At 48.5% G+C, this 21657-nt stretch carries 17 protein-coding genes and 1 other annotated feature (1 of these 18 cut by a window edge); of the genes, 1 reads left to right on the top strand and 16 read right to left on the bottom strand.

Annotation, left to right across the window (positions count from 1 at the left end; translation table 11 throughout):
* The first annotated feature begins 199 nt into the window (after positions 1 to 199).
* Positions 200 to 1852 (top strand): hypothetical protein, encoded by a 1653-nt coding sequence (locus Q4Q54_RS12765; protein ID WP_259480657.1) that lies wholly within the window; start codon positions 200 to 202, stop codon positions 1850 to 1852.
* Positions 1853 to 2755: 903 nt separating this feature from the next.
* On the opposite strand, the gene xthA is transcribed toward Q4Q54_RS12765, so the two are convergent.
* The 16 genes from xthA to Q4Q54_RS12845 form a co-directional block, all read right to left on the bottom strand.
* Positions 2756 to 3568 (bottom strand): exodeoxyribonuclease III, encoded by an 813-nt coding sequence (gene xthA, locus Q4Q54_RS12770; RefSeq protein WP_107404273.1) that lies wholly within the window; start codon positions 3566 to 3568, stop codon positions 2756 to 2758.
* Entirely contained in the window at positions 3568 to 3867 is a 300-nt protein-coding gene (locus Q4Q54_RS12775; protein ID WP_006082200.1) for a YciI family protein, read from the bottom strand. Before Q4Q54_RS12775 ends, xthA begins: the two co-directional genes overlap by 1 nt.
* Positions 3867 to 4412: a septation protein A gene (locus Q4Q54_RS12780; protein WP_012587356.1), complete on the bottom strand. Its 546-nt coding sequence runs from the start codon at positions 4410 to 4412 to the stop codon at positions 3867 to 3869. Before Q4Q54_RS12780 ends, Q4Q54_RS12775 begins: the two co-directional genes overlap by 1 nt.
* A 120-nt stretch (positions 4413 to 4532) precedes the next feature.
* The gene (locus tag Q4Q54_RS12785) at positions 4533 to 5669 is read right to left on the bottom strand and encodes an IucA/IucC family C-terminal-domain containing protein (protein ID WP_311988628.1); all 1137 of its coding nucleotides are present in this window, start codon (positions 5667 to 5669) and stop codon (positions 4533 to 4535) included.
* Between the two features lie 141 nt (positions 5670 to 5810).
* Complete coding sequence (locus tag Q4Q54_RS12790) at positions 5811 to 8054, bottom strand: TonB-dependent siderophore receptor (protein ID WP_311988629.1); 2244 nt, start codon at positions 8052 to 8054, stop codon at positions 5811 to 5813.
* Positions 8055 to 8128: 74 nt separating this feature from the next.
* Positions 8129 to 10054, bottom strand: a complete 1926-nt coding sequence (locus Q4Q54_RS12795) for an IucA/IucC family siderophore biosynthesis protein (RefSeq protein WP_311988630.1) — start codon at positions 10052 to 10054, stop codon at positions 8129 to 8131.
* Positions 10055 to 10063: 9 nt separating this feature from the next.
* A complete protein-coding gene (locus tag Q4Q54_RS12800) occupies positions 10064 to 10729 on the bottom strand; it encodes a GNAT family N-acetyltransferase (protein WP_311988631.1) in 666 nt (221 codons plus the stop codon).
* Positions 10729 to 12234, bottom strand: coding sequence for a SidA/IucD/PvdA family monooxygenase (locus tag Q4Q54_RS12805; protein WP_311988632.1), 1506 nt, complete (start codon positions 12232 to 12234; stop codon positions 10729 to 10731). Before Q4Q54_RS12805 ends, Q4Q54_RS12800 begins: the two co-directional genes overlap by 1 nt.
* Positions 12235 to 13062: 828 nt before the next feature.
* Positions 13063 to 13347, bottom strand: a complete 285-nt coding sequence (locus Q4Q54_RS12810) for a DUF2798 domain-containing protein (RefSeq protein WP_006082193.1) — start codon at positions 13345 to 13347, stop codon at positions 13063 to 13065.
* A gap of 236 nt (positions 13348 to 13583) precedes the next feature.
* Positions 13584 to 13997 (bottom strand): glycerate kinase, encoded by a 414-nt coding sequence (locus Q4Q54_RS12815; protein ID WP_311988633.1) that lies wholly within the window; start codon positions 13995 to 13997, stop codon positions 13584 to 13586.
* 397 nt (positions 13998 to 14394) lie between these two features.
* Positions 14395 to 15216, bottom strand: a complete 822-nt coding sequence (trpA, locus tag Q4Q54_RS12820) for a tryptophan synthase subunit alpha (protein ID WP_311988634.1) — start codon at positions 15214 to 15216, stop codon at positions 14395 to 14397.
* Positions 15217 to 15221: 5 nt separating this feature from the next.
* Entirely contained in the window at positions 15222 to 16412 is a 1191-nt protein-coding gene (gene trpB / locus Q4Q54_RS12825) for a tryptophan synthase subunit beta (protein WP_063884781.1), read from the bottom strand.
* A gap of 195 nt (positions 16413 to 16607) precedes the next feature.
* Entirely contained in the window at positions 16608 to 18095 is a 1488-nt protein-coding gene (trpCF, locus tag Q4Q54_RS12830; RefSeq protein ID WP_311988635.1) for a bifunctional indole-3-glycerol-phosphate synthase TrpC/phosphoribosylanthranilate isomerase TrpF, read from the bottom strand.
* 4 nt (positions 18096 to 18099) lie between these two features.
* Positions 18100 to 19173, bottom strand: coding sequence for an anthranilate phosphoribosyltransferase (gene trpD, locus Q4Q54_RS12835; protein ID WP_311988636.1), 1074 nt, complete (start codon positions 19171 to 19173; stop codon positions 18100 to 18102).
* On the bottom strand, positions 19170 to 19772 hold the full coding sequence (locus Q4Q54_RS12840; RefSeq protein WP_311988637.1) for an aminodeoxychorismate/anthranilate synthase component II: 603 nt from the start codon (positions 19770 to 19772) through the stop codon (positions 19170 to 19172). The genes trpD and Q4Q54_RS12840 overlap by 4 nt, the downstream gene beginning before the upstream one ends.
* 9 nt (positions 19773 to 19781) lie before the next feature.
* On the bottom strand, positions 19782 to 21476 hold the full coding sequence (locus Q4Q54_RS12845) for an anthranilate synthase component 1 (RefSeq protein ID WP_311988638.1): 1695 nt from the start codon (positions 21474 to 21476) through the stop codon (positions 19782 to 19784).
* Between the two features lie 98 nt (positions 21477 to 21574).
* Positions 21575 to 21657: a sequence feature (Trp leader region), on the bottom strand (it continues 25 nt past the right edge of the window).

Raw genomic sequence — 21657 nt, forward strand, 5'->3', positions numbered from 1 at the left:
TTGCCATTCGCTAGTAGTTAACGTTTAATAACAGTATGTTATTAAACGTTAAGCTTCCCACAGAGTATTTTCATCGTCCATGCAAAACGTACACAAGCAAAATTGGGCGGACGTATAAATACGCCTCTGTTTTTAGCGTTATCGCACAGCTCCTCGGCTATGTAAGTAGCCTTACAATTCACAGTTTGGAGTGCTATCTATGAAGACCGAACCGGGAAACATGCGGATACAGCAAGTGAACTGCTTCTATAATTACGCAATTGGCCTTAATGTCACCAAAGTAGATCTTCTTAAAACGGCTAAGGCACTTCTCGAGGCGGGCATAGTAAGGACTGTTTGTTTTTCGGATTTGAAGGCCATATATCTTGATGAATATGGCGAGGTTCAGGTCGAATGGCTTCGTCCGCAGGGACGTCGGTGGGAGAACAGCTGGACGGTTCAGTTTAGCGACTCTTTGCCACAGTATACCGCCAAGGAGCTAGCTTTCTGCTTGGAGCTTGCATTTCACGAGCGCCGGATCGAAGGCGATGAGGTTGGGCAAGTAGCTCCGTATTTGCGAGCCGCACTACCACCAGTAGTACTGGAAAATGAAGACTTGACTCTGCCAGTTTACCCATCCCTAAAGCTTCATGCTGACGGACTCATGTGTATTAGCTTTCAACTCGATACTACATGGGGCGACTTGAGCGAGGAAGATTTCATCAGTGATGTAGTCAATTTGTTCCAGCGCTACTTTAAATCTGTTTGGGTAAAAGCGGCACTTCAAAAAATAGATGGTGATCTGCTTTTGCCTGATGCATACGAGAGTGAAATGTCCATTGGTGGGCAACGTGTATTTGGCCGAAAGGCACGTAAGCTCGTTAAGAAGATGCGACGAACCGCAAGAACTGCACTCGACAATTCCCTCGTTAAGGAAGGACGACGTTTCGATTTGGATGGGGAGCCATGGATCCTTCATCAAATAGCGGGCTCGGAGGAGCAAACGGAGTGGGAGGGAACGATCGACCTTTGCAGATCCATCTACGCTAATGCTGTAGCTTCACTGGTAGTCTCAACAAGTTACAGAAAGAATGACGATGTAGTGGGTGTTCAGTTGTGGCAAGGTCGACCTTCGATTTCCTTAATGCGATTCGTAGGTCAGCCTAAGTCCAAGGACCAATTATTTGACTCATACGGCCAGTCTATATCGCGTATCTTGCTCCGCTCTGCTGGAGTGAATGATACTCCGCAGCTTCCTCCAGACCTTCGTCTATTTAACGACTATTGCTTACACGGTAATCGAGCAATTTTGCTCTGGACGTGGTTACGACCATCCGGCGAATCTGACAATACTTGGGATAATCCCAACACAAGGACTCGACTGCTAGAGAACCAGGCTAGAGCAGAACACTTCGAGTACCACAATATTCGTATTGCGCGTGCATGTGACATAGCAGAAGGTCCCCTAACAGATGAACAACTTGTGTATGCGTACGAAACTTTGGCCAAAGCCAATTCTGTAATTCACAAGTCAAGCCAAGCGGGAGAGATTACTGATGCGCTTGAGTATTTGATGACTGCTGCGGGAACAATAGGACTCATCGCGTCAGGTAAAGAGCAAGCTAGATGGTACCTAGATGAGAGACGTTATACCGCAGAAAAGCGACGGTCCCGAATGGACCGATGGTTGACAGCTGTGTTTGGTATAGTTGGAGCTGCAGGGCTGGCCGACCTTGTCCTAAGGCCGTTGTTACAAGCAACTTATCCCGGCTGGGCAGATTGGTTCGCTGGACTCGCTGCATTCGCCGCTGCGTCATTTCTAATTGTGCTTTTTGCGATATCTATATCGGCCTTTAACAAGAGATGCATATAGTCATTCGCAGCTTTGGAAATCACGCGCTGACAATCGGCTGTACAGCGACCTATTATCCGCCGTATCGCGGCTTCAAACCAGTGTGAGCCGGACTTTAACCCATAGAAATTTTAATTTGATTGTCACGAATTAGAGCTAAAACCCTAGCTCGTTTTTGTCCCAAAGTATGTTGCGTATATCTTGTAAATCTACAGATTACGCGAATGCTCGAAAGGTGTGCCATGGTGATTGGCGAGACGACCGTCCGCCCCATGGACGGGGCGATCGAGCATCCAAGGATGGACTTGCTGCGAGTCGACGAGCGAATGCCATGGCAAGCCTGTGCGAGTGGATGCCCGTAAACGCTAAACTTCTAACAACTGAAATTACTGCTCCCCAAACACTACTTTCCAACGCATTTCTGTCCAAAAGCTTGCTATGTATTTCTTTAAAACAAACAGGCTTCGCCGATGCTAAACAGGTGAGTCTTGGTGATTTGCGAGACGACCGTCCGCCCCATGGCCGCTCTTTGGCGTTCATGCCATCGCGGCATTTGTGAATCCATTCACATCAGACGGGCGGCCCTGCATCCAAGGATGGACTTGAACAACGTCCCTGTTTAACTGCCAGTTCGCTATCTGATAGGCAGGACGCCTGAATGTCGTGCAATGCAGGGATGCATGAGAACGACCATGGCTCTCGTTCATAAGCTCAGAAACCCTAGGTTTCTATTCACCGCGTCGATGAGTGAATGCCATGGCTCACGATTAATCTGTGACTGAAGCTAAGCTCACAACTTTTCTGCGATGTATGCTGTTCATTTTTAACTTACTTGTGCCAATTTCATTCTGCTTAAGTCACTCTCAAAAAAAAACATCGGCTAATGCCGATGTTTTATGTCTATGAGATGGTTAACCCTGCGGATTAAGCCTCTTTGAACGTGCTCCAAATGGGCGCGTGGTCTGAGGGTTTATCTATGCCGCGCAGATCGTAATCGACATCGGATTCGACTAAACGTGCTGCCAGTGAAGGCGTTGCTAAAATCACATCAATACGCAGGCCGCGGTTATCATCGAAACCTTTGCTGCGGTAATCGAACCAAGAATAACGTTCGATGCGCTCTGGGTGTAATTGACGGAAAGTGTCGACTAAACCCCAGTCTTGCAAGGTTTTCAACCACTCACGTTCTTCCGGTTGGAAGCTACATTTGCCGGTTTTTAGCCAACGCTTACGATTGACTTCACCTATGCCTATGTCTAAATCGGTCGGCGAAATATTGATGTCACCTATGATGGCGATATCTTCATCGTTGCTGTGGTTTGTCTGCAAGTAGTGCATTAAATCCTGATAAAACTTACGTTTAGCAGGATATTTTGTTGGGTGATCTATGCTTTCGCCCTGGGGGAAATAGCCGTTGAATACCGTTAACGGACGACCATTCGCTTGGGTAAATGTGCCGATAATCATGCGGCGCTGGGCATCTTCGTCATCGGTTGGAAAACCTTTTTGCAGCTTTTCTGGCGCGACTTTAGACAACATAGCAACGCCATAGTGGGCCTTGCCGCCGTGGTAATGCACTTGATATCCCATGGCTTCGACGTCGGCTAATGGAAACGCTTCGTCGTGTACTTTGGTTTCTTGCAGGCCGATAATATCGGGCTGGTGGCTGTCGATCAAGGCTTGTAATTGATGCAAGCGCGCGCGCAGACCATTGATGTTAAAGGACACTATTTTCATTAGGGCAGGACTCGTTTGAAAGGTTTAACGACCACGCTTTTATACACGCCCGCTTCGATATAAGGATCGGCATCGGCCCAGTGTTTTGCTGCCACTAAGGATTCAAAATCGGCGACAACCAGTGAACCACTAAAGCCAGCATCACCTGGGTTTTCGCTGTCAATGGCTGGATGTGGGCCAGCGATCAGTAAACGACCTTCATCGGCGAGAGCTTGCAGGCGAGCTAAATGGGCAGGGCGAGCGGCTAAACGTTTTTCTAAACTGTTCTCAAAATCTTGAGCTGAAATCATATACCACATTATTTGAGTTCCTTGCGTTGATCTTCGGGAAGGTGTTTATAAAGATAAAATACGGTCAGGACAGTATTAATTAAGGTTAAAGCGGTTAAACCAAACACTTTAAAATTGACCCACGTTTCTAATGGCAAACTAAAGGCAACATAGATATTGACTAGGCCGCAGCTGGCGAAGAAGACGACCCAATACCAAGTTACTCGAGCCCAAATCTTGTCTTCTACTTGCATTTCTTTGCCTAACATCGACTTTAATATCGATTTATTGAGCAATTGGCTGACGCCTAAGGCGATGGCAAACAAGCTGTAGATGATGGTCACTTTCCACTTGATAAAAGAATCATCGTGGAACACTAAAGTGAGTGTGCCAAACACTGTCACCATAGCAAAGGTGATTAAGTGCATCTTTTCAAGTTTCTTATATAGCGCATAGGTCACGATCAATTGAAGCGCTGTGGCTGCGATCAATGCGCCGCTGGCGATATAAATATCGAAAAATTTATAGACGGCAAAAAAGATGACGAGGGGCAGGAAATCAAGCAGTTGTTTCATAATTAATCGTGTTAAAGAGACATGGGCTTGAGTGTAGCATGTGCAACATAAGGGCAAAAGCATCATGGGCCTAGGATTGCGATCTTGCCCATTAAACCGATTTAATCTTATAAGCTCGCTTCACGTTTGCTTGGCGGCGTTGACGTTAACCTTTGCACGACTTAACAGCGGGCAATCGTGGCATTGGCCAGTGTTGGCGAGTTGATACCTTAAGCAGCAAGTACGGCGAATGCAGTGGATTTTTGGGCTCGGTTTTGAGCGCGATGCTGTACTCGTTACTATTCTCGCAACTGTGTAAGGTGTTGCGCTATCTTGCTCTGGTTCGATGAGTAAGTTAATGCTGTTATACAGCGGATTTGTGCTGCCATCTAAAAAGGTCGTGCGGCGAAACAGGGCTTGTTTCAATTGCTGGCTGTGCGGCTCAGTGAGTCCCAGCTCCCCAAGATACCAGTGGATCAGATAGCCTAAGTGACTCCAATATAACTTGGCGGGTACAGGGCTCAGAGTGAGCAGGCGCTCAACACTCGGCTGCAGTAAGTTTAAGATAAGGCCTTGTAGGGCGAGTTCTTTATCAACTGGCGGCTTATATGGGCTTAATGGCGAGTGCACCTCAGTGTCTATCTTGATACTTGGCTTAGTGTTGGTTTGGCAAAGTGGCTCGATGCCGTGAGGTTGTTTAAAAGTCAAAGCAGTAATTGGCTGGTGTTTTGCGATGTTAAATTCAAATTTGGCCACTCGGCCACTGGGGTGTAGCTGCATAAACACGGACCGTGGCTGCCAGTGAAGAGTCTCGAATGCGGCTTTTGGGGCATTGAAAATCCATTCCATCATAGGCGGGACTAAGAGGCCGAAATACCATTGGCCCCAAAGTGAATGCAGCGCTTTGCGAGTGTCTTTTCGATTGGCCACAGCGTTTTTACTGACCTCAGCGCTTTTACTGGCGAAAGCGGGCGCTCGGCTGGTTGCAGCTGTTTTATCCGTCTCGGTTTCGTTTTCGGTTTTAGTTTCAGTCTGACTTTCGGCGCTAGGGTGCGCTATAGCAAAACGCGCTAGCAGTGTTTGATAGGTATCGGCACAGCTCCATTCATCAAAACTGAGTCCCGTGGGTGAGGACGTTGCGCTAAAGTGCTCGCCATAGAAGGGCGCCCGCTCATGTAACAGCTGATTGAGTGTCAAAATGGTGTGATTAAAATCGTCGTGGCTTGGCGAGGTATCGCGCAATAGTTGCAGTCTGGTGTCTCCTCGTTGGCTTGCCATAGTGACTCCTTAATGGCTGTGATTGATTGCCGCTGTGATTGATAAGCCCCGCTATTATTGATAAGTCCAATAGTTGAGGACCTTGTGAGCCCAAGATTTGGGCTCACAAGGTTTTTCGAACTATCTCAATAAAAGTCTGACTTAGAAGCGATAGTCCAAGGTTAAGCTGGCACTGCGCGGCGTACCGTATTGGAATTGGCTGTATTGACCTACTTGGCTGTAGTAGGTTTTATCTAAGGCGTTGTGCAGGTTGGCGCTAAGCTTAAGTTGCTCGGTGAAGGCGTAACTTGCCATCAGACTCGCCAGTGCATAGGAGTCTTGCTCGACTTCGACTCTAAACGTGTCTATACCATTGCCTACAGGTTTATCGGCATCTTGGTAGACGCGGCTCTGCCAGTTAACCCCCGCACCAATTTGCAATTTATGCCAATCACCACCAAAGGTATAAGTGGTGAAGAGTTTTAACTGCTGACGTGGTGACGTGGTATTGATGCGCTTGCCCTTAGGATCTTCGGTGGTGAACTGGGTGTAGCCTAAGTAAACATTCCAGTCATCAGTGATTTTACCCGTCGCTTCGAACTCTAAACCTCGAGTGTTCGTACCATCGACTTCTCTGTACACTGGGATGGTGGTGCCAGGAATGCGTGTGCGAGTGTCTACGCCTATGTTGTCTTGCTTGATCTCAAACACCGACAGCGACATATCTAAGGCCTCATCGAATAGACTCGCCTTAATCCCGCCTTCGTAGTTTTTCCCTTTGACCGGTTCTAGGTAGCTTTTATCGATTTTTTGCTTAGTTTGCGGTGCAAAAATGTCAGTATAACTGGCGTAGAGCGAATATTGTTCGGTCAAAGCGTAAGTGAGGCCGAAGTAAGTAGTGAGTTCGTTGCTGATGTTGAAATTGTATAGGCTTTTAAAGTTATCTTGGTCGGTTTCCCACTCATTGAGGCGTAATCCGACGAGGACTGCTAAAGCGTCGCTGAGATTGAGCTGCGTCGCCACATAGGCGGCACTCTGCTTGGTTTCGCCAGATGAGCCAATGTCTGAGGTATCTTGCCATTGAGGTTTAGGGTACTGGAAGTTCGGATCGCGAAAATCTCCCAGTGGTGGCGCCTTTACTGTGGGATTATAGTAGGGATTGGCGAACTCTTGGCGTTGGCCATTCCAGCCAAACATCAATTGATGTTCCTGACCAAAGAGCTGGAATTGTCCTTCGGCGCGCAAATCCACATTGTGTTGGGTGCGACTGCCGTCGACATAGGCGATAGAGCCTGCAGTTGCGCCGATATTGGTTACAGGATCGGGATAGCCCGTGGCCCATAGCACATCGAACTCCAACGAGTTGTCTCCATAAGTGTAAGTCCCTTTTAGGTTCCAGCCATTATCAAATCTGTGTTCTAGACTGGCAAAGGTATTGAGGCCTTGGGTATGCGCCGAGCCCCAATCGGGCGCCGTTGAAGTGGCGCGATCATAGTTAGTGCGGCTGCCATCACTGTAAAATAGTGGTAAGCCGCCCGACATAGTGCCGCTCGGAGTGGCATCTTGGTAATCAACCCCTAGGGTGAACAAGGTGCTATCGCCAATATCGGTTTCGACTATGCCGTATAAGGTGGTGCGCTGCTGCTCGTACCTGTCTTGAAACGAATCTCTATCCTGATAGGCGGCCACCACGCGACCGCGCACAGAACCTGAATCATTTAAGCCGCTGGAAACATCGACCATACCACGCACATTATTCCATGAGCCCACACTTAACGAGGTGTTGCCCATAAACTCTTGAGTCGGGCGTTTACGGATAAGGTTAATGGCCGCCGAGGGGTTACCGGCTCCCGTCATGAGGCCAGTCGCGCCGCGTACCACTTCTACTCGCTCGTAGATGGCGGTGTCGATGAGATTATCGCCATAGTTGAAGCGGGTGTCGTAGGTGGTGGGCACGCCATCGTATAAAATGCTGGTCACGGCAATACCGCGGGCACTAATACTGTATCTGTCGTTATCCATAGGGCGAGCATTGATCCCCGCAACGCTGGTCATGGCATCAATCACGCTATTAAGCTGTTGATCATTCATCATTTGGCGGGTGATAGACGTGACCGACTGCGGCGTTTCTAAATAGGATAAATCGAGCCCTGTCGCTGTGTTCATCGCTTGGGTTTTATAGCGATTGTCGTGTAAATCCTTAGCGCCAATGACATTAATGATTTCAATCTCTTTTTGGTGCTTCTTGGTTTTACCATCCGCATCGACAGTGTCTGCTACGGCATGGGGCACACTGGCTAACATGGCTGAGCACAGCAATAGCTTTGGGTTAACGATGGCTTGTCTGCAGACGAGTGCGATGCTGGAGAGAGGGAAAGTCTTCATAATGGTGATCTTTAATTCCATTTAGGTTGGGGTTAAACAAGCTGGGCCAACATTGGCCCATGCTAAAGTTTCGGGGTTATCCACTTTGTGGTGTGTTAACGTTTCCTTTGCTCAGCGCTGCTAAGTTTGGGGCGCTTAAAGGCATGGCTTTGTCTAAAGGCCGCCAAGGGATTGTCGATGCCGCCGGCGAAACGCAGGTTTTTCTCCCTGTCGGCGAGGTCTATCATTTGCTGGTTATTATTCAATTGGATACGATTGAGGCACGTGCGTACAAAGCTGTCCTTAAACAGATCGTATTGGGCAAACTTGTCGGCCAAATGTGGATGCTGGGCTTGGTAATCACGTACATTGTCCGCCACTAACTCCCAGAATTGGCTTTCACTGACACTGGTTTGCTCATCGAGCAGCGGTGCTAAATAGCGGAAAATACAGTCAAAAATATCCAGTAAGATGTAGTTAAGCTTCATCTCTTCTTCAAGGCTTACTGCAAGGCGTTTTACATCATCAGGTAGCGGCTTCGCGCCATTGAGTACCGCGACTTCTTCACCTATGTCTTTCATTAAAATCTTGACTGGCACGTATTCATCGAGCACTAAGATCAGGTTTTCCCCGTGCGGCATAAAGACCAGATCGTAGGCAAAAAAGGCATGTAACAGCGGCGATAAATACAGGTTTAAGTAGCGACTGACCCAATCCTTTGCTGGTAAGCCTGAGGCGGCTATCAAGGCTGCAATAAGGGCCTTATCTTCATGATCCGTATGCAGTAGCGCAGCCATGGTCATCAGATTTTGTTTAGGCTCAATGTGTGGCAGTGGGCTTTCGCGCCACAGGGCAGAGAGCATTTTTTTGTAGGCGCTATCTTGGGTGAGCGCCTGCTCGTAATAATGGTGGTGATAACCTATGGCGGCAATTTCTTTAAGGATCACAAACCCTTGCTGAGTAAAGTAAGGGTCGCTCTCAACCAAGTTCGCCACCCACTGGTTAATTTGCGGTGTGCAGCTCATGTAAAGGGGCGATAGACCACGCATAAAGCCCATATTTAGGATAGAAAGCGCGGTTTTGACATAGCACTTTTGCGGTGATGCAAGATTGAAGAAAGTGCGTATCGATTGCTGCACTTGGTATTGCTCATTGCCTTCACCAAGGTAAACCAGATCGCCGCGGGCGATGTCGCCGGCAAAGACGCGGGCGATTTTTTCACGCCACTGCCAAGGATGCACAGGCATAAAGTAGAAGTCCTGTGGATCGTGCTGCTGGTTTTTAAGATGCTGCTGAAAATCATCGAACTGCTGGCCAAGCTCCTCCTTGAGTAACGCGTCGTGACTCAAGTTTTCGAGGGCGGCAAACGTGGTCTTACTCTTACGTACTCCTAGCCAGACTAACTGTATTGGCATCGCGCTTTCTGGGGCAAACTGACGGTAATCCTGCATATCAAAGCCAATCCGTCCGTTATTGGCAATAAACACCGGATGGCCTTCAGTCATACCTGCTTCTATGCTCTGATAATCGGCTCGCGCCAGCGTGGCGGCGGGAATCGCCTGATGCGCTAACTTGTACGCCTTGCTGTAGAGGGTGCTAGTGATTTCCTCTAAATACGTGGGCAGTAAGGTTTCACTGATCCCTAAGTCACTTTTAAGGGAAATGATCAGCGACATCGCATCGAGGGCTTGCTCTTGACCTGCGACTGAAACGCGGATGGAGTCAGCATCAATCGCAAGATGATCTAGCTGATAATGTCGTGCGCTAAAATAATAAGTGCTGTCTTTGAGCCTGAGTTCATAGTGGTTACGCCCCGCTTTTTGCCCGTATAGGGTCGGCGTGATGATTTTCTCGTGGGTGAATTCGCAGAGGATTTTCTTCACTAAATGCCGATTAGCCGCTTGCCAATAGGCGGGAGTCAAATGTTCCGGCATAGAAGTTGAGGTTGACGACAGCGCTGGGTTGAGTTGATCCGCTGCGTGAGTTGGATGATCCTGCGTTGTCAATGGATCCATTAGTAAGGCTTTTGTGGGTAAGTTCATCTAGTTCACCTAAAGAGTCGATAATGTCATGGGAGAGGTTACGGGCGCCGCGAGCGAGCTTGGCAGCGCTGAGCTTGTCTGGACTAAGCCCGTCGAAGAGGGCGTGTTTGATGCCAGCTGGCGTTCGGCCGCAGTGCAAAATCCCAGGTAAGCTGCTTTAGTGCTTAATTGAATCGCTTTTTCATAGCGAATGCCCACTCGGCTATTTAAGCGATGAATTTTGCTATTGAGTTGATCGGGTTCAACCACTAGGCGGTTAAAGGCCAATTTTTCAAGCACGAGCTGCGCTATCGCATCCATCACTTTGAAGGATAAGCCGTTGATTGGGCTGCCATCGGGCGGCGCGATAATCAGGTGCATACCGCAATCCCCCGGTGCAACAGGATAGTGGTGACCGATTTCATCGTGGGCGGGATCGTAGAGCTCCACCATAAAGAGTGATTTGCCCTGCCACTCACCTATCAAGGCAAACTTATGCTGCGTGGCTGCCATATGGTTCTCTATGGCGGCGAGATTCAAGCCCTGCATGCCCCAAAACTGCGCGTACTCTTGGTTAAACCAAGACTGGAGTGTTGGTGTGTCTTGCTTAAGATCTAACGCTCTGAACTGGAAACCATTGACGCTTGTCATCGCTGATAGCTGCGTTAAACAATGATCACTGAAATGACTCGCCATTATTGCGCCTCCTTATTCGGCGCCATCAAGACTGACATATGGGTTCCAGCGCCTGCGTTCATACTCGAAGTCGGCGTTTGGGTTGGGTAGAGATGCGGCGATGCATCAGCGTTATTGTTGTGCGGCGACGTCTTAGGGAAATGTTTAGGGTTAAGAACCAGTCTATTAATTGCATTGGCGCCGCAGGGCTGATGCTTGGCAAGTTTGGCCGGATCGAAGGTTTGAAAGGCGATATGTTCTTCAATATGGTAGGGCGCATAACCAAGCACGGCTTTTAAGATGATGCCGTTGCGATAACAGCCCATTCCCAGATCCGGTGAGCTTACCCCATGGGTATGTAAACCGACATTTTGGACAAAAATATCCCCGCGAATATCTATGCTGTAGTCGCGTTGCACGCTAAGTTGTCCCGCATCATCGAACTCGATCTGTTGCTTTATCTCTTTGATAAATTCAGGTAAACGGTAGTGATAGCCAGTGCCTAACACCACTGCGCCCGTGGTTTGGCTCAAAGGGGTATCTTGCTCTTGATGCTGGAAATGTAACTTGAGTGCATCTGGGTCAGTTTGAATACGGGTTAACGCCACATTGGTCATCAATTGGCATTGGAAATCCGCAATCAAGCGCTTTTGATATAACAAGTCATAGATGTCGTTGATAAGCTCTGCATTAATGCCCTTGTAGAGCGATTTTTGACTGGCGATCAAAGCACAGCGTTTTTCCGGTGTTAGTTCGTGGAAGTAATCGACATAATCTGGTGAGGTCATCTCCAACGTCAGCTTAGTGTATTCCAAGGGATAGAAACGTGCTGACCGCGTCATCCAATTTAGTTGATAGCCATAGGTATCAATGTCTTGCAGTAGATCGTAAAATACTTCCGCCGCACTTTGGCCACTGCCAATGACAGTGATGGCACTCTGACTCTGCAGGTAGGTTTTTTGCTGCATATAGCTGGCTGTATGCATGACCCGCGCATCTTGAATGGGGCAATCCTTTGGCAGATAAGGCTCTGTTCCTGTGCCTAACACTAGCTTTCGGCATTGATAGGTATGGGTTTTGCCACTGCGTCTATCAAAACCTGTGACTCGATAAATACTTTCACCGGCGTTGTAATCCACTTGAGTGACTTTAAAGCCAAATTTTAGATTGCTGAGTTGCTGGCTTACCCATTGGCAGTACAAGTTGTATTCGTGGCGAGGTAAAAAGAAATTCTCACGAATGTAAAAGGGATAAAGTCTACCCGTCTTTTTGGCAAAATTAAGGTAACTGTAACGGCTGGTGGGATCGGCCATAGTCACTAGATCTGACATAAAGGGGGTTTGCAGTCTCGAGGATTTGAGTAGCATGCCTGGATGCCAGTCAAAGCTGGTTTTAGCATCTAAAAATAAGCAGTTAAAGCCGTCGATAGGTTCTGATAAGGCGGCGAGGCCAAGATTGAATGGGCCAATGCCTATGCCGAGTAGATCAAAGATTTCGCGATCCATTTCCCTTTGTTGAGTAGTCACTTACGCCTCCTTTGGCAGCATGCTGTTGCGTGTTGCCGATCCAGTAATCAGTTACCTAAGGACGCAAACCAAGTTAATACGGCAGTCAAAATAGCCTGTTTGGCTATCTATCTTGCTGTGGTTAATTCGCTATGTTTAGCGCAGTCCTTAGGCCATTTTTCCTGCTGCCTCTGTCCCGACAACGGCGAGTAAATTAGCACGTGAAAATATTCAAATGCAAACCATTCTCATTTGGGTGGTGGCGAGGGTTAATACTTTTAACTTACGGATAAGCGGGCTAAGTACGGTTAATAACGTATGTGACGGCAAGATAATTGGCTGGCAAAAAGGCTAAACTTAAGGGGTGTATAATCGAGGGATTACGAGTGCTTTGACTTTTATTTCTATAAATACAGGTGGTTATATCGATATTTGTGTTGGTTTATTAATCGAGGGGAATTGATTTAGATTGCGGTAATCTCGGCTGAGTCCAATGGGGATAGGTGCCGCTAAACAGTCAGTGTAAATCCATTGTAAAGCGCAGGCTGGAGCCTCGCTGAAGGCGCTGGGTAAATGAGTCGGGTGTGGGTTAAGTTTAAATGCATTGGCTCTGCTGAATGAGTTCAGAGGCATTACCCCCAGATGTATTCGCTTAGCTTGGTATTTTCTCAGAGAGCTATTCGCTTAAAACTGCTATTGGCTGGAACTGTAAATAGGGCGGTTATCTCGGTATGGATAGCGGCAGTGCGCGATTATTAAGGGCATGAACTTAAGCTAAAGCCGTCCTAAGACGGCTTTGAAATGTGGCTGTTAACTCAGAATGCGAGTTCGAAAGGCTAAATCGTAAAGCTAGCGTAAATCGACAAAGTGTCCGGTAATTTTACGCACTAATGGCAACACCATCAGCAGTGTCGGGAAGGCGACCACCCATGAGATCAGCCAAGCACCGAGCCAGAGTTCGATAAACTGCGGTGAAGCGCCAACGCCATTGAAAGTACTGATCCCAGAAACGATACAACTCATTAGAATAGAAAGAAAAAATGGCATTACAACCGTGGCATACTTGGCTGGTAATTTAGGCGTGCCCAAAAAAGTACGAGGTTTGTCATCGGGCAAAGATTTAGAAATAGTCATCGGATCCTCTATTGGAAATTCATCAGGCGAATGATTTGTCACAGGCTAACACTGTCAATCCCACTATCGACTTCATTTGCTTTCCCCATCGGGTTCAATAGCGGAAGCAAGGTATTTAAGCGATTGATGAAGTTTAGCCCGCGCGGCGACATTCTAGGTATTGCACCGATAAAGCGCAATCATTAAAGCGCAATCATTAAAGCCAAAGCTAGCCTATCTGTACGTTCACAGTTAGCTCAGGGATCAGCACTTAATTTTACCCAAAGCTCGCCCGTCACATTGACCCAGTGACCGAGCGAAATAGGGGATTTGCCCAGCTCAGTATCAAAGGGGAGTGCAAGGTTTGAGTGCGACAGGTAAATCGTATCTTCGGGTGTTTGGCTGATGTCGACGATTTGTCCTGAAGTTTCAAAGTTCAATTGAATTGGTAGGCGTGGAGCTTGCTCAATGATGTCAACTTGAACACTTGCTAGTTGGCCGAGTAATTCAACCGTCACCCATTGGTTAACCGGAAAGCGCATTCTTGCCTTTTGAGCGCTGCCTTGGTAATAAAACCAAATCGGTGCGCCATTGTCGTATTTGCCTGCGACTTCACCTTCAACACCATTGCCACATGGTGTTAGCTCGAGTATATAGATCCGATACGGCATATAAAGTCCATTTCATTTCGATACAGACATGCTACCGAGGAACTGTGACTAAATAACTGCGACTAAATAACCGTTAAGCTATCAGTTTGATTTCTTGTCACGGTAGGTGTGGTGTTTGAGGCGTGATTGTTGAGAAAGATAAGAGCCGTAAAAGAACACTAACAATGAGGTGAGCAAGGCAGGCTAAACATAGGAGTCGGTCAATTTAAAGAGAAAATAAGTGAGGCTGCGAATGTGCCTCACTTATTTTGTTTATTTTTCTCTCTCTTTGCGCCTTAAGCACTAGCGATTCAGGCTATCAATTTAAATCAGTGACTTAGTTTGTTATTTTAAATCAGTAATTTAGATTGTTAATTTCAATCAGTAATTTATCTCAGAGATTGACATCTTGATTAACTTAGGTCGCCGCTTTCATGGCGCGAGTAAAATCGCCAAGTGTCGCCAGTAGCTTAGTTTCATCGTGCTGGTGGGTTTCGATGATTTTCACGACGGCAGAGCCAGAAATTGCCCCTGCAGCGCCTGCTTTGATTGCGGCGCTCACTTGAGCTGGTTCGGCAATGCCAAAGCCGAGTAGCGGTGGCGGCGCGTTAAAAGTTTTCAATTTGGATAGAATTTCTTCCACCGGAACGCCAGCTTTAGTGTCTGTGCCTGTCACCCCTGCGCGGGATAAGAGATAGGTGTAACCTTCTCCGCTGGCGCTAACCAGTGCAAGGGTTTCACTGTCGGCATTGGGCGGCGCGATAAAAATTGGCGCAATACCATGGGCTTTTGCGGCTTCGCTAAAGGGCGCCGATTCTTCCACGGGTACGTCTGCAATAAGCACTGAATCCACACCCGCTTGCTGCGCTTTGGCGTAAAACGCATCGATGCCATTGGCAAAAACTAAGTTCGCATACAGCAGCAAACCGATTGGCAGTTCAGGATATTTAGCACGCACTTGCGCCAGTAATTCAAAACACGCCGTTGGAGTCGTGCCCGCGGCTAAAGAACGCAGGTTAGCACCTTGGATCACAGGGCCATCGGCCAAGGGATCGGAAAACGGAAAGCCCAGTTCTAAGGCATCGGCACCGTTTTGCACTAAGGTATCGATAATTTTCAGCGATAACTCAGGGCTAGGATCGCCAAGGGTGACGAATGGGACAAAAGCGCCACGACCTTCGGCTTTGAGTTTGGCAAAGGTGGCTTGGTAACGGCCAGTGTTGGTAGACGTGTCACTCATGTTTATTATTCCTCTTTACCATTCAAAATGTCAGAAACGGTGAAAATATCTTTGTCGCCACGACCGGAGAGATTGACCACTAAAATGGTTTCCTTGGTGCACTCGCGCGCCATTTTCACGGCATAGGCGATAGCATGGGCCGATTCCAATGCAGGGATAATCCCTTCACAGCGCGCCAGCTGTTGGAAGGCTTCTAGCGCTTCATCGTCGGTAGCCGATTCATAACGGGCGCGGCCTGTGGCATTAAGATGCGCATGCTGCGGGCCAACGGATGGGAAGTCCAATCCAGCTGAAATTGAGTAGGATTCTTCGATTTGGCCTTCGCTATCTTGCATCAAAGGCGCTTTCATACCGAAGAAAATACCTGTCTTACCGTGTTTAAGCGGCGCGCCGTGCATTGGCGTGTCTATGCCTTTACCCGCAGGTTCGACGCCAATCAGTTCGACACTCGGCTCGTCAATAAAGTCAGCAAACATGCCGATAGCGTTAGAGCCGCCACCCACACAGGCGATAACCGCATCGGGCAGACGACCTTCACGTTCCAGCATTTGCTTCTTGGTTTCTTCGCCAATAATGCGTTGAAATTCACGCACTATGGTTGGAAACGGATGTGGCCCCGCAGCTGTGCCGAGCAAATAGTGGGCCTTTTCGTAGCTGCCAGACCAGTCGCGCATCGCTTCGTTACAGGCATCTTTTAAGGTGGCAGAACCTGAGGTGACAGGAATGACTTCCGCGCCCATCAACCGCATTCTAAATACGTTCGGTGATTGGCGCGCAACGTCTTTAGCACCCATATAGACTTTACATTTTAAGCCTAATAGCGCGCAGGCAAGGGCGGTGGCAACGCCGTGTTGTCCTGCGCCAGTTTCAGCAATGATTTCTTTTTTGCCCATGCGTTTAGCAAGCAGGGCTTGGCCTAACACTTGGTTAGTTTTATGGGCGCCGCCGTGGAGTAAATCTTCCCGTTTGAGGTAGATTTTCACCATAGGGTTGGGGCTTAAATTGCGGGTTAAGGTCAGTGCTGTAGGGCGACCCGCGTAGTTTTTCAGTAAATCGGTAAATTCGGCTTTAAAGTCGTCATCTTCCTGCGCTTCCACAAAGGCAGTTTCTAATTGTTTAAGGGCTGGCACTAAAATCTGTGGCACATACATGCCGCCGTATTCGCCGAAATAAGGGTTAAGCTTTAACTTTGACATACCTTTTTCCTTATCTTATCAATCAGTTTGTCAGTGGCTTGATGGTGCTAACAGCGTTTTGGTGTTAACCGCATCATAGTGTTAACTTAGCCGTTATCTATTTGGCCACTGGCATTAATAGGTTCATATTTTTTGTTGAGCATCACGCTTGTCGAGCACCAACTGCATCTAGGGCTTCTTGCTTAGCGCGATAGGCTAAAGACGTAAATGGGTAAAAGCCATTTGGATAAGTTGCGCCGATTTAATCCCTGCGGCGGTTTCTAGGCCTGAATTAAAATCTAAACCGTAAAATCCTTGGGCATTGGCACTGGCCGCATTGTCGGCGTTGAGTCCGCCCGCCAACATGGCATGGGCCTTTTGCTGGCCTAAGGACTTCACATCAATATTTTGCCAATTAAAGGCTTGGCCCGAGCCGCCAAATTGGCCTGCCGTTTTACTATCAAACAGATAACGCTGTGCTCCCTGAGGTATGTTACCAAGCTCACCCGTTTGCGCATCGACGCTCACGGCTTTCCAAATTTGGGTGGTGAGTCCCGCTTGCTCAAGTCGCTCGGTGAGCTGTGCGATTTCAAGTTCAGTTTCCGTGCCGTGCAGCTGTACGGCAGATAACTGCAAACTGGCGGCGATATCGGTGATGGAGCTTGGCGCTGCATTAACAAACACGCCGACGAATTCAATGGCGGGGGCATCGGATGCGCGATACGCCCTGAGCAGTTGTTCTGCTGCATCAAGGGTTAAGGCGCGCGGGGATTTTTCAGCAAAAATCAGCCCACCATAGACAGCGCCTGCTGTTGCCGCGGCGCGGATATCTTCCACACGGGTGAGGCCGCAGACTTTATTGTGACCGAAGATCAATTTACGGCAGGCCAAGTCGATATCAGTCTCGGCCATAATCGAGCTGCCGACAAGGAAGCCATCGACCAGCGGACTTAGGCGACGTACTTGCTCATTGTTGTAGATGCCAGATTCGCTGATCACCACGCAGTCGCTGCCAATGTGTGGCGCTAAGGCTTCTGTGGTGGCGAGATCGGTACTCAAATCCCTTAAGTTACGGTTGTTGATGCCGATAATCGGCGCATCTAATGCGATGGCGCGCTTAAGTTCTTCTTCGTTACTGACTTCGGTCAGTACATCGAGTTGATACTTAGCCGCTTCTTTCGCTAGATGTTGATATTGTTCATCATCAAGCACGGACAGCATCAACAGAATCGCATCGGCGCCTTGGTGAGCAGCGAGTTTGATTTGGTACTCGTCCACAAAAAAATCTTTGCACAGAATAGGTTGGTTCACCCGAGCGCGCACCTTAGGAATATAGTCCATATCCCCTTGGAAAAATTGCTCGTCGGTTAATACCGAAATGCCCGCCGCATATTTACCGTAAATATCGGCAATGGCTTCTACATCAAACACATCACGGATAAGCCCTTTGGACGGACTGGCTTTTTTGCATTCTAAAATGTAACCCGCCTTGGGTGCCTTGAGTGCGGCAAATAAACTGCGGTCAGAGATTTTTGGCGACAGACTGGCCTCAGGGAAACGCAGCTTCAGGGCGGCAATATGGGCCGCTTTGGTATCGACAATACGGGTTAACACATTACTTTTTGGCATAAAATTTGTGGCTGCCTCTGGCTGAGTACGCAGGTCTTGAGTCATTGCTGTTGGAGTCACTTCTACTTGAGACATTCGCTTATCTTCCTCTTTCTTGACCATTGACTTGGGCTTCACCGCTGACTTTTGCGAGCTGGCTTAATAACTCAAATGCTTTGCCGCTTTGAATGGTAGCGAGCGCCAGTAAGGTTCCGGCTTTGACTGAATCAGTAATTCCACAGACATATAAAGCACAGCCGGCATTGATGGCGACCGCATTGGCGTGTGCTTCAGTGCCACGGCCTTTTAAAATTGACTCGGTAATCAAGGCATTCTGCGCCGGTTCGCCACCTTCTAAGTCTGTTATCTGCGCTAAAGGCACACCTAAATCGGCGGGCGTGAGTTGATACTCAATAATGTCGCCGTCTTTTAACTCAGCAACTTGGGTGTTGCCGTGCAGCGCGACTTCATCTAAACCGCTGCCGTGCACTACCATAGCGCGTTTTGTGCCAAGCGCCTTTAATACTTTCGCTATCGGTAAGACTAACTCAGGGCTATACACGCCAAGTAGCATAAACTCAGGCCTTGCAGGGTTAATTAGCGGCCCTAACACATTGAACAAGGTGCGCGTTTTCAGTGCTTGTCTTACGGGCACCGCATGTTTTACCCCGCCATGGTAGTGGGGCGCAAACAAAAAGCACAGATTCAATGCGTCGAGGCAACGACTGGCAGTCTCTGGCGACATAGTTAAGTCGATGCCAAATTGCGCCAAAAGATCTGATGAACCCGATTTACTCGACACGCTACGATTGCCGTGTTTGGCGACCTTAGCGCCTGCCGCCGCGGCAACAAAGGCCGCAGTGGTGGAAATATTAATGGTATTAAAGCCATCGCCACCCGTGCCAACAATATCAACTATGCCATTATGAAGCGGATTGTTGTTTCGCTCAGGGCAAGGAAAAGGTTTGGCAGCGGCGCGCATGGCATCGGCGGCGCCGCTGATCTCATCAATGGTCTCACCGCGCATTTTCAGCGCAACTAACATTCCCGCCATCGCCGCTTCACTCATCTCACCGCGAATTAACGCGCCAAAAAGTTCGGCGGTTTGCTCGCGGCTTAAACTTTTACCTTGGTATAAAACGTCGAGTAAAGGCTGAATAGGGTTGGTACTCATGCGGTTACTCCTGTTGTCATGTCTTGGGTAAGAAAGGCTAAGGTTTGAATGAGCAATGTGCTGCCCAACGTCGTCAGAATTGATTCAGGGTGGAACTGAAAGCCAACGGCTCTGTGCTCAGGGTGCAGAATCGCCATCGGCATAGCGTCAGTCGTTGCGATTACTTGTAAGCAATCAGGCACGTGAGTGGCGACCAGGCTGTGATAACGGGCAACGGGCAGGGGAGAGGGCAAACCGGCAAATACGCCTGTGCCATCATGGAAAGTAGGGCTTGCCTTGCCGTGCACCACAAAAGGTGCGCGCGCCACTGTGCCGCCGTAATATTCCACCATAGCTTGATGCCCAAGGCAGATACCCAGCATAGGCACTTTACCGGCGACTTTGGCGATAAGCGCCATCATAGAGCCTGCTTCATGGGGCGCACCAGGACCGGGTGATAACACTAGGGCTGAGGGTTCTTGTTCGTTAAGTAGTTTTTCGGCAATAAAGTCGGCGGCAACATCGTTGCGGTAAATCACCACTTCACAGCCTAGGCTGCGAAATTGATCCACTAAGTTGTAGGTAAAGGAGTCAAAGTTATCGAGTAGATAGAGTTTCATGTTTGGCTCCTATTTAGATGGTACTGAAATGGATTGCACAAAAGTGGATTGAGCTGACGCGTCATTTACTGGCGATTCATTGACTCGCAGTCCTGCACCCATTTTGATGGCCGAAATCACGGCTTGGGCTTTTTGACGGGTTTCGTCAGCCTCGCTTTGGGGATCCGAATCAAACACGACGCCCGCGCCCGCTTGAATAAAGGCGGTGCCATTTTTAACAAAGGCGGAGCGGATCACAATACAGGTGTCCATATCACCAAGAGCATTAAGGTAACCCACAGCGCCGCCGTAGCTGCCGCGGCGGGCTTTTTCCGCTTGGCGAACCAGTTGTGATGCGCTTACTTTGGGGGCGCCAACTAAAGTGCCCATATTCATACAGGCCTGATAAGCATGCAGCGCATCTAAATCTTGGCGCAATTGACCCGTTACGCGACTGACAAGGTGCATCACGTGAGAATAGCGATCAACTTTCAATAATTCAGCGACTTTACGGCTGCCGCTTTGGCTGATGCGCGCGATATCGTTGCGAGCTAAATCGACCAACATTAAGTGTTCTGACAGTTCTTTTTTATCTAAACGCAGTTCAAGTTCAATGCGGCTGTCTAAGTCAAAATCAATCTCGCCCGTGGCGGTTTTGCCGCGTTTACGGGTGCCGGCAATCGGGTAGACTTCGACTTGATTACTGCTGGCTTCGTATTTGAGTGCGCTTTCGGGTGAGGCACCGAAAAGCGTGAAATCTGGGCCCCTGAAATAAAACATGTAAGGGCTTGGGTTAGTTAGACGCAGGGCACGATAAGCCCCTAAGGTATTTGGGCAAGGTAAACTAAAACTACGCGATGGCACTACTTGGAAAATATCGCCCGCAATAATGTGTTCTTTCAAATCGATAACGGTTTGTTTAAACACCTCATCGGAAATATTGACTTGCTCAGTTGCGTCGATGGCGACCAGTGTCGGCACATCGGCAGGTGAATTACCGAGGGTTTTACATTGAGTACTTAACAGCTGAACTCGCTCGCTCAGCGCTGCGGTGATGGCGGTATGCTGGGCGGAATCACGACTGAAATTATGGGTAATGATGTCGGCTTGTTTCAGTTTATGGTCGATAAGGATTAAGGTTTCTGCGAGGTAGAATAAGTAGTCTGGGCAATCATTATCGCGGTTCGGCACGGCTGGCAGCGGTTCGACGGTATCAATCAAGTCGTAGGCCAGTACGCCACCTAAAAACAGATCCTCAAAGGCGGGTTTACTTTGGCTGTCAGTATGAGTGCCACAATCAATTTGTTGGATAAACATCCGCAGGCCATCGAGTGGCGAAGTTGATTTTAAGCGCGCATCTTCATCCTGCAACTTAGTGTCTTTTTGCAGTGTCACCACTAAGGTCAAGTTATCACGGACTAGACTGGCACTCATATCAGCACGATCGCCGCTCGCGCTGAAGAAGGTTTCGATTGGGGTAAGTAAGCTCGCGCCATTGTCGGTCAGTGCGGTAAAGGTCAGTTGATAACCGTCGCAGCGGATCATCATGGCGGCATGGGTCATCACCATGCTTTTTAAGTGATCTTTACTGTCGATTTCGGCCGATTCCAGCAACATAGTATGGGGCGCATCTTGGGTAATGTGCTGATACAAGCGCAGTGGATCGCTGTGGTAGGTTAATGCCGCCTTGAGTGTGCTTGAGCGTGCGAATGTCTGTTTGGGCATGTTCATACTCCAGCTACCTTATAAAATGTCTTTAACATCATGAGTTATCTCGCTTTCTTAATCTTGTTACCCGAGTCTGCCGACATTTTTCGCACCTAACAAAAAAGCCCGCATTTCTGCGGGCTTCTTGTTGATTCTGGTCACTTTCAAATGAGCACAGAGCTTCACACCACCCGCTAAG

Source organism: Shewanella sp. SP2S2-4 (assembly GCF_031932025.1).
In the GTDB taxonomy this organism is placed as follows: domain Bacteria; phylum Pseudomonadota; class Gammaproteobacteria; order Enterobacterales; family Shewanellaceae; genus Shewanella; species Shewanella baltica.

What these genes read in the sequence shown, in the direction of transcription:
- Q4Q54_RS12765 (WP_259480657.1), top strand. Translation starts at nt 200, where the DNA reads ATGAAGACCGAACCGGGAAACATGCGGATACAGCAAGTGAACTGCTTC.
- xthA (WP_107404273.1), bottom strand. Translation starts at nt 3,568, where the DNA reads ATGAAAATAGTGTCCTTTAACATCAATGGTCTGCGCGCGCGCTTGCAT.
- Q4Q54_RS12775 (WP_006082200.1), bottom strand. Translation starts at nt 3,867, where the DNA reads ATGTGGTATATGATTTCAGCTCAAGATTTTGAGAACAGTTTAGAAAAA.
- Q4Q54_RS12780 (WP_012587356.1), bottom strand. Translation starts at nt 4,412, where the DNA reads ATGAAACAACTGCTTGATTTCCTGCCCCTCGTCATCTTTTTTGCCGTC.
- Q4Q54_RS12785 (WP_311988628.1), bottom strand. Translation starts at nt 5,669, where the DNA reads ATGGCAAGCCAACGAGGAGACACCAGACTGCAACTATTGCGCGATACC.
- Q4Q54_RS12790 (WP_311988629.1), bottom strand. Translation starts at nt 8,054, where the DNA reads ATGGAATTAAAGATCACCATTATGAAGACTTTCCCTCTCTCCAGCATC.
- Q4Q54_RS12795 (WP_311988630.1), bottom strand. Translation starts at nt 10,054, where the DNA reads ATGAACTTACCCACAAAAGCCTTACTAATGGATCCATTGACAACGCAG.
- Q4Q54_RS12800 (WP_311988631.1), bottom strand. Translation starts at nt 10,729, where the DNA reads ATGGCGAGTCATTTCAGTGATCATTGTTTAACGCAGCTATCAGCGATG.
- Q4Q54_RS12810 (WP_006082193.1), bottom strand. Translation starts at nt 13,347, where the DNA reads ATGACTATTTCTAAATCTTTGCCCGATGACAAACCTCGTACTTTTTTG.
- Q4Q54_RS12815 (WP_311988633.1), bottom strand. Translation starts at nt 13,997, where the DNA reads ATGCCGTATCGGATCTATATACTCGAGCTAACACCATGTGGCAATGGT.
- trpA (WP_311988634.1), bottom strand. Translation starts at nt 15,216, where the DNA reads ATGAGTGACACGTCTACCAACACTGGCCGTTACCAAGCCACCTTTGCC.
- trpB (WP_063884781.1), bottom strand. Translation starts at nt 16,412, where the DNA reads ATGTCAAAGTTAAAGCTTAACCCTTATTTCGGCGAATACGGCGGCATG.
- trpCF (WP_311988635.1), bottom strand. Translation starts at nt 18,095, where the DNA reads ATGTCTCAAGTAGAAGTGACTCCAACAGCAATGACTCAAGACCTGCGT.
- trpD (WP_311988636.1), bottom strand. Translation starts at nt 19,173, where the DNA reads ATGAGTACCAACCCTATTCAGCCTTTACTCGACGTTTTATACCAAGGT.
- Q4Q54_RS12840 (WP_311988637.1), bottom strand. Translation starts at nt 19,772, where the DNA reads ATGAAACTCTATCTACTCGATAACTTTGACTCCTTTACCTACAACTTA.
- Q4Q54_RS12845 (WP_311988638.1), bottom strand. Translation starts at nt 21,476, where the DNA reads ATGCCCAAACAGACATTCGCACGCTCAAGCACACTCAAGGCGGCATTA.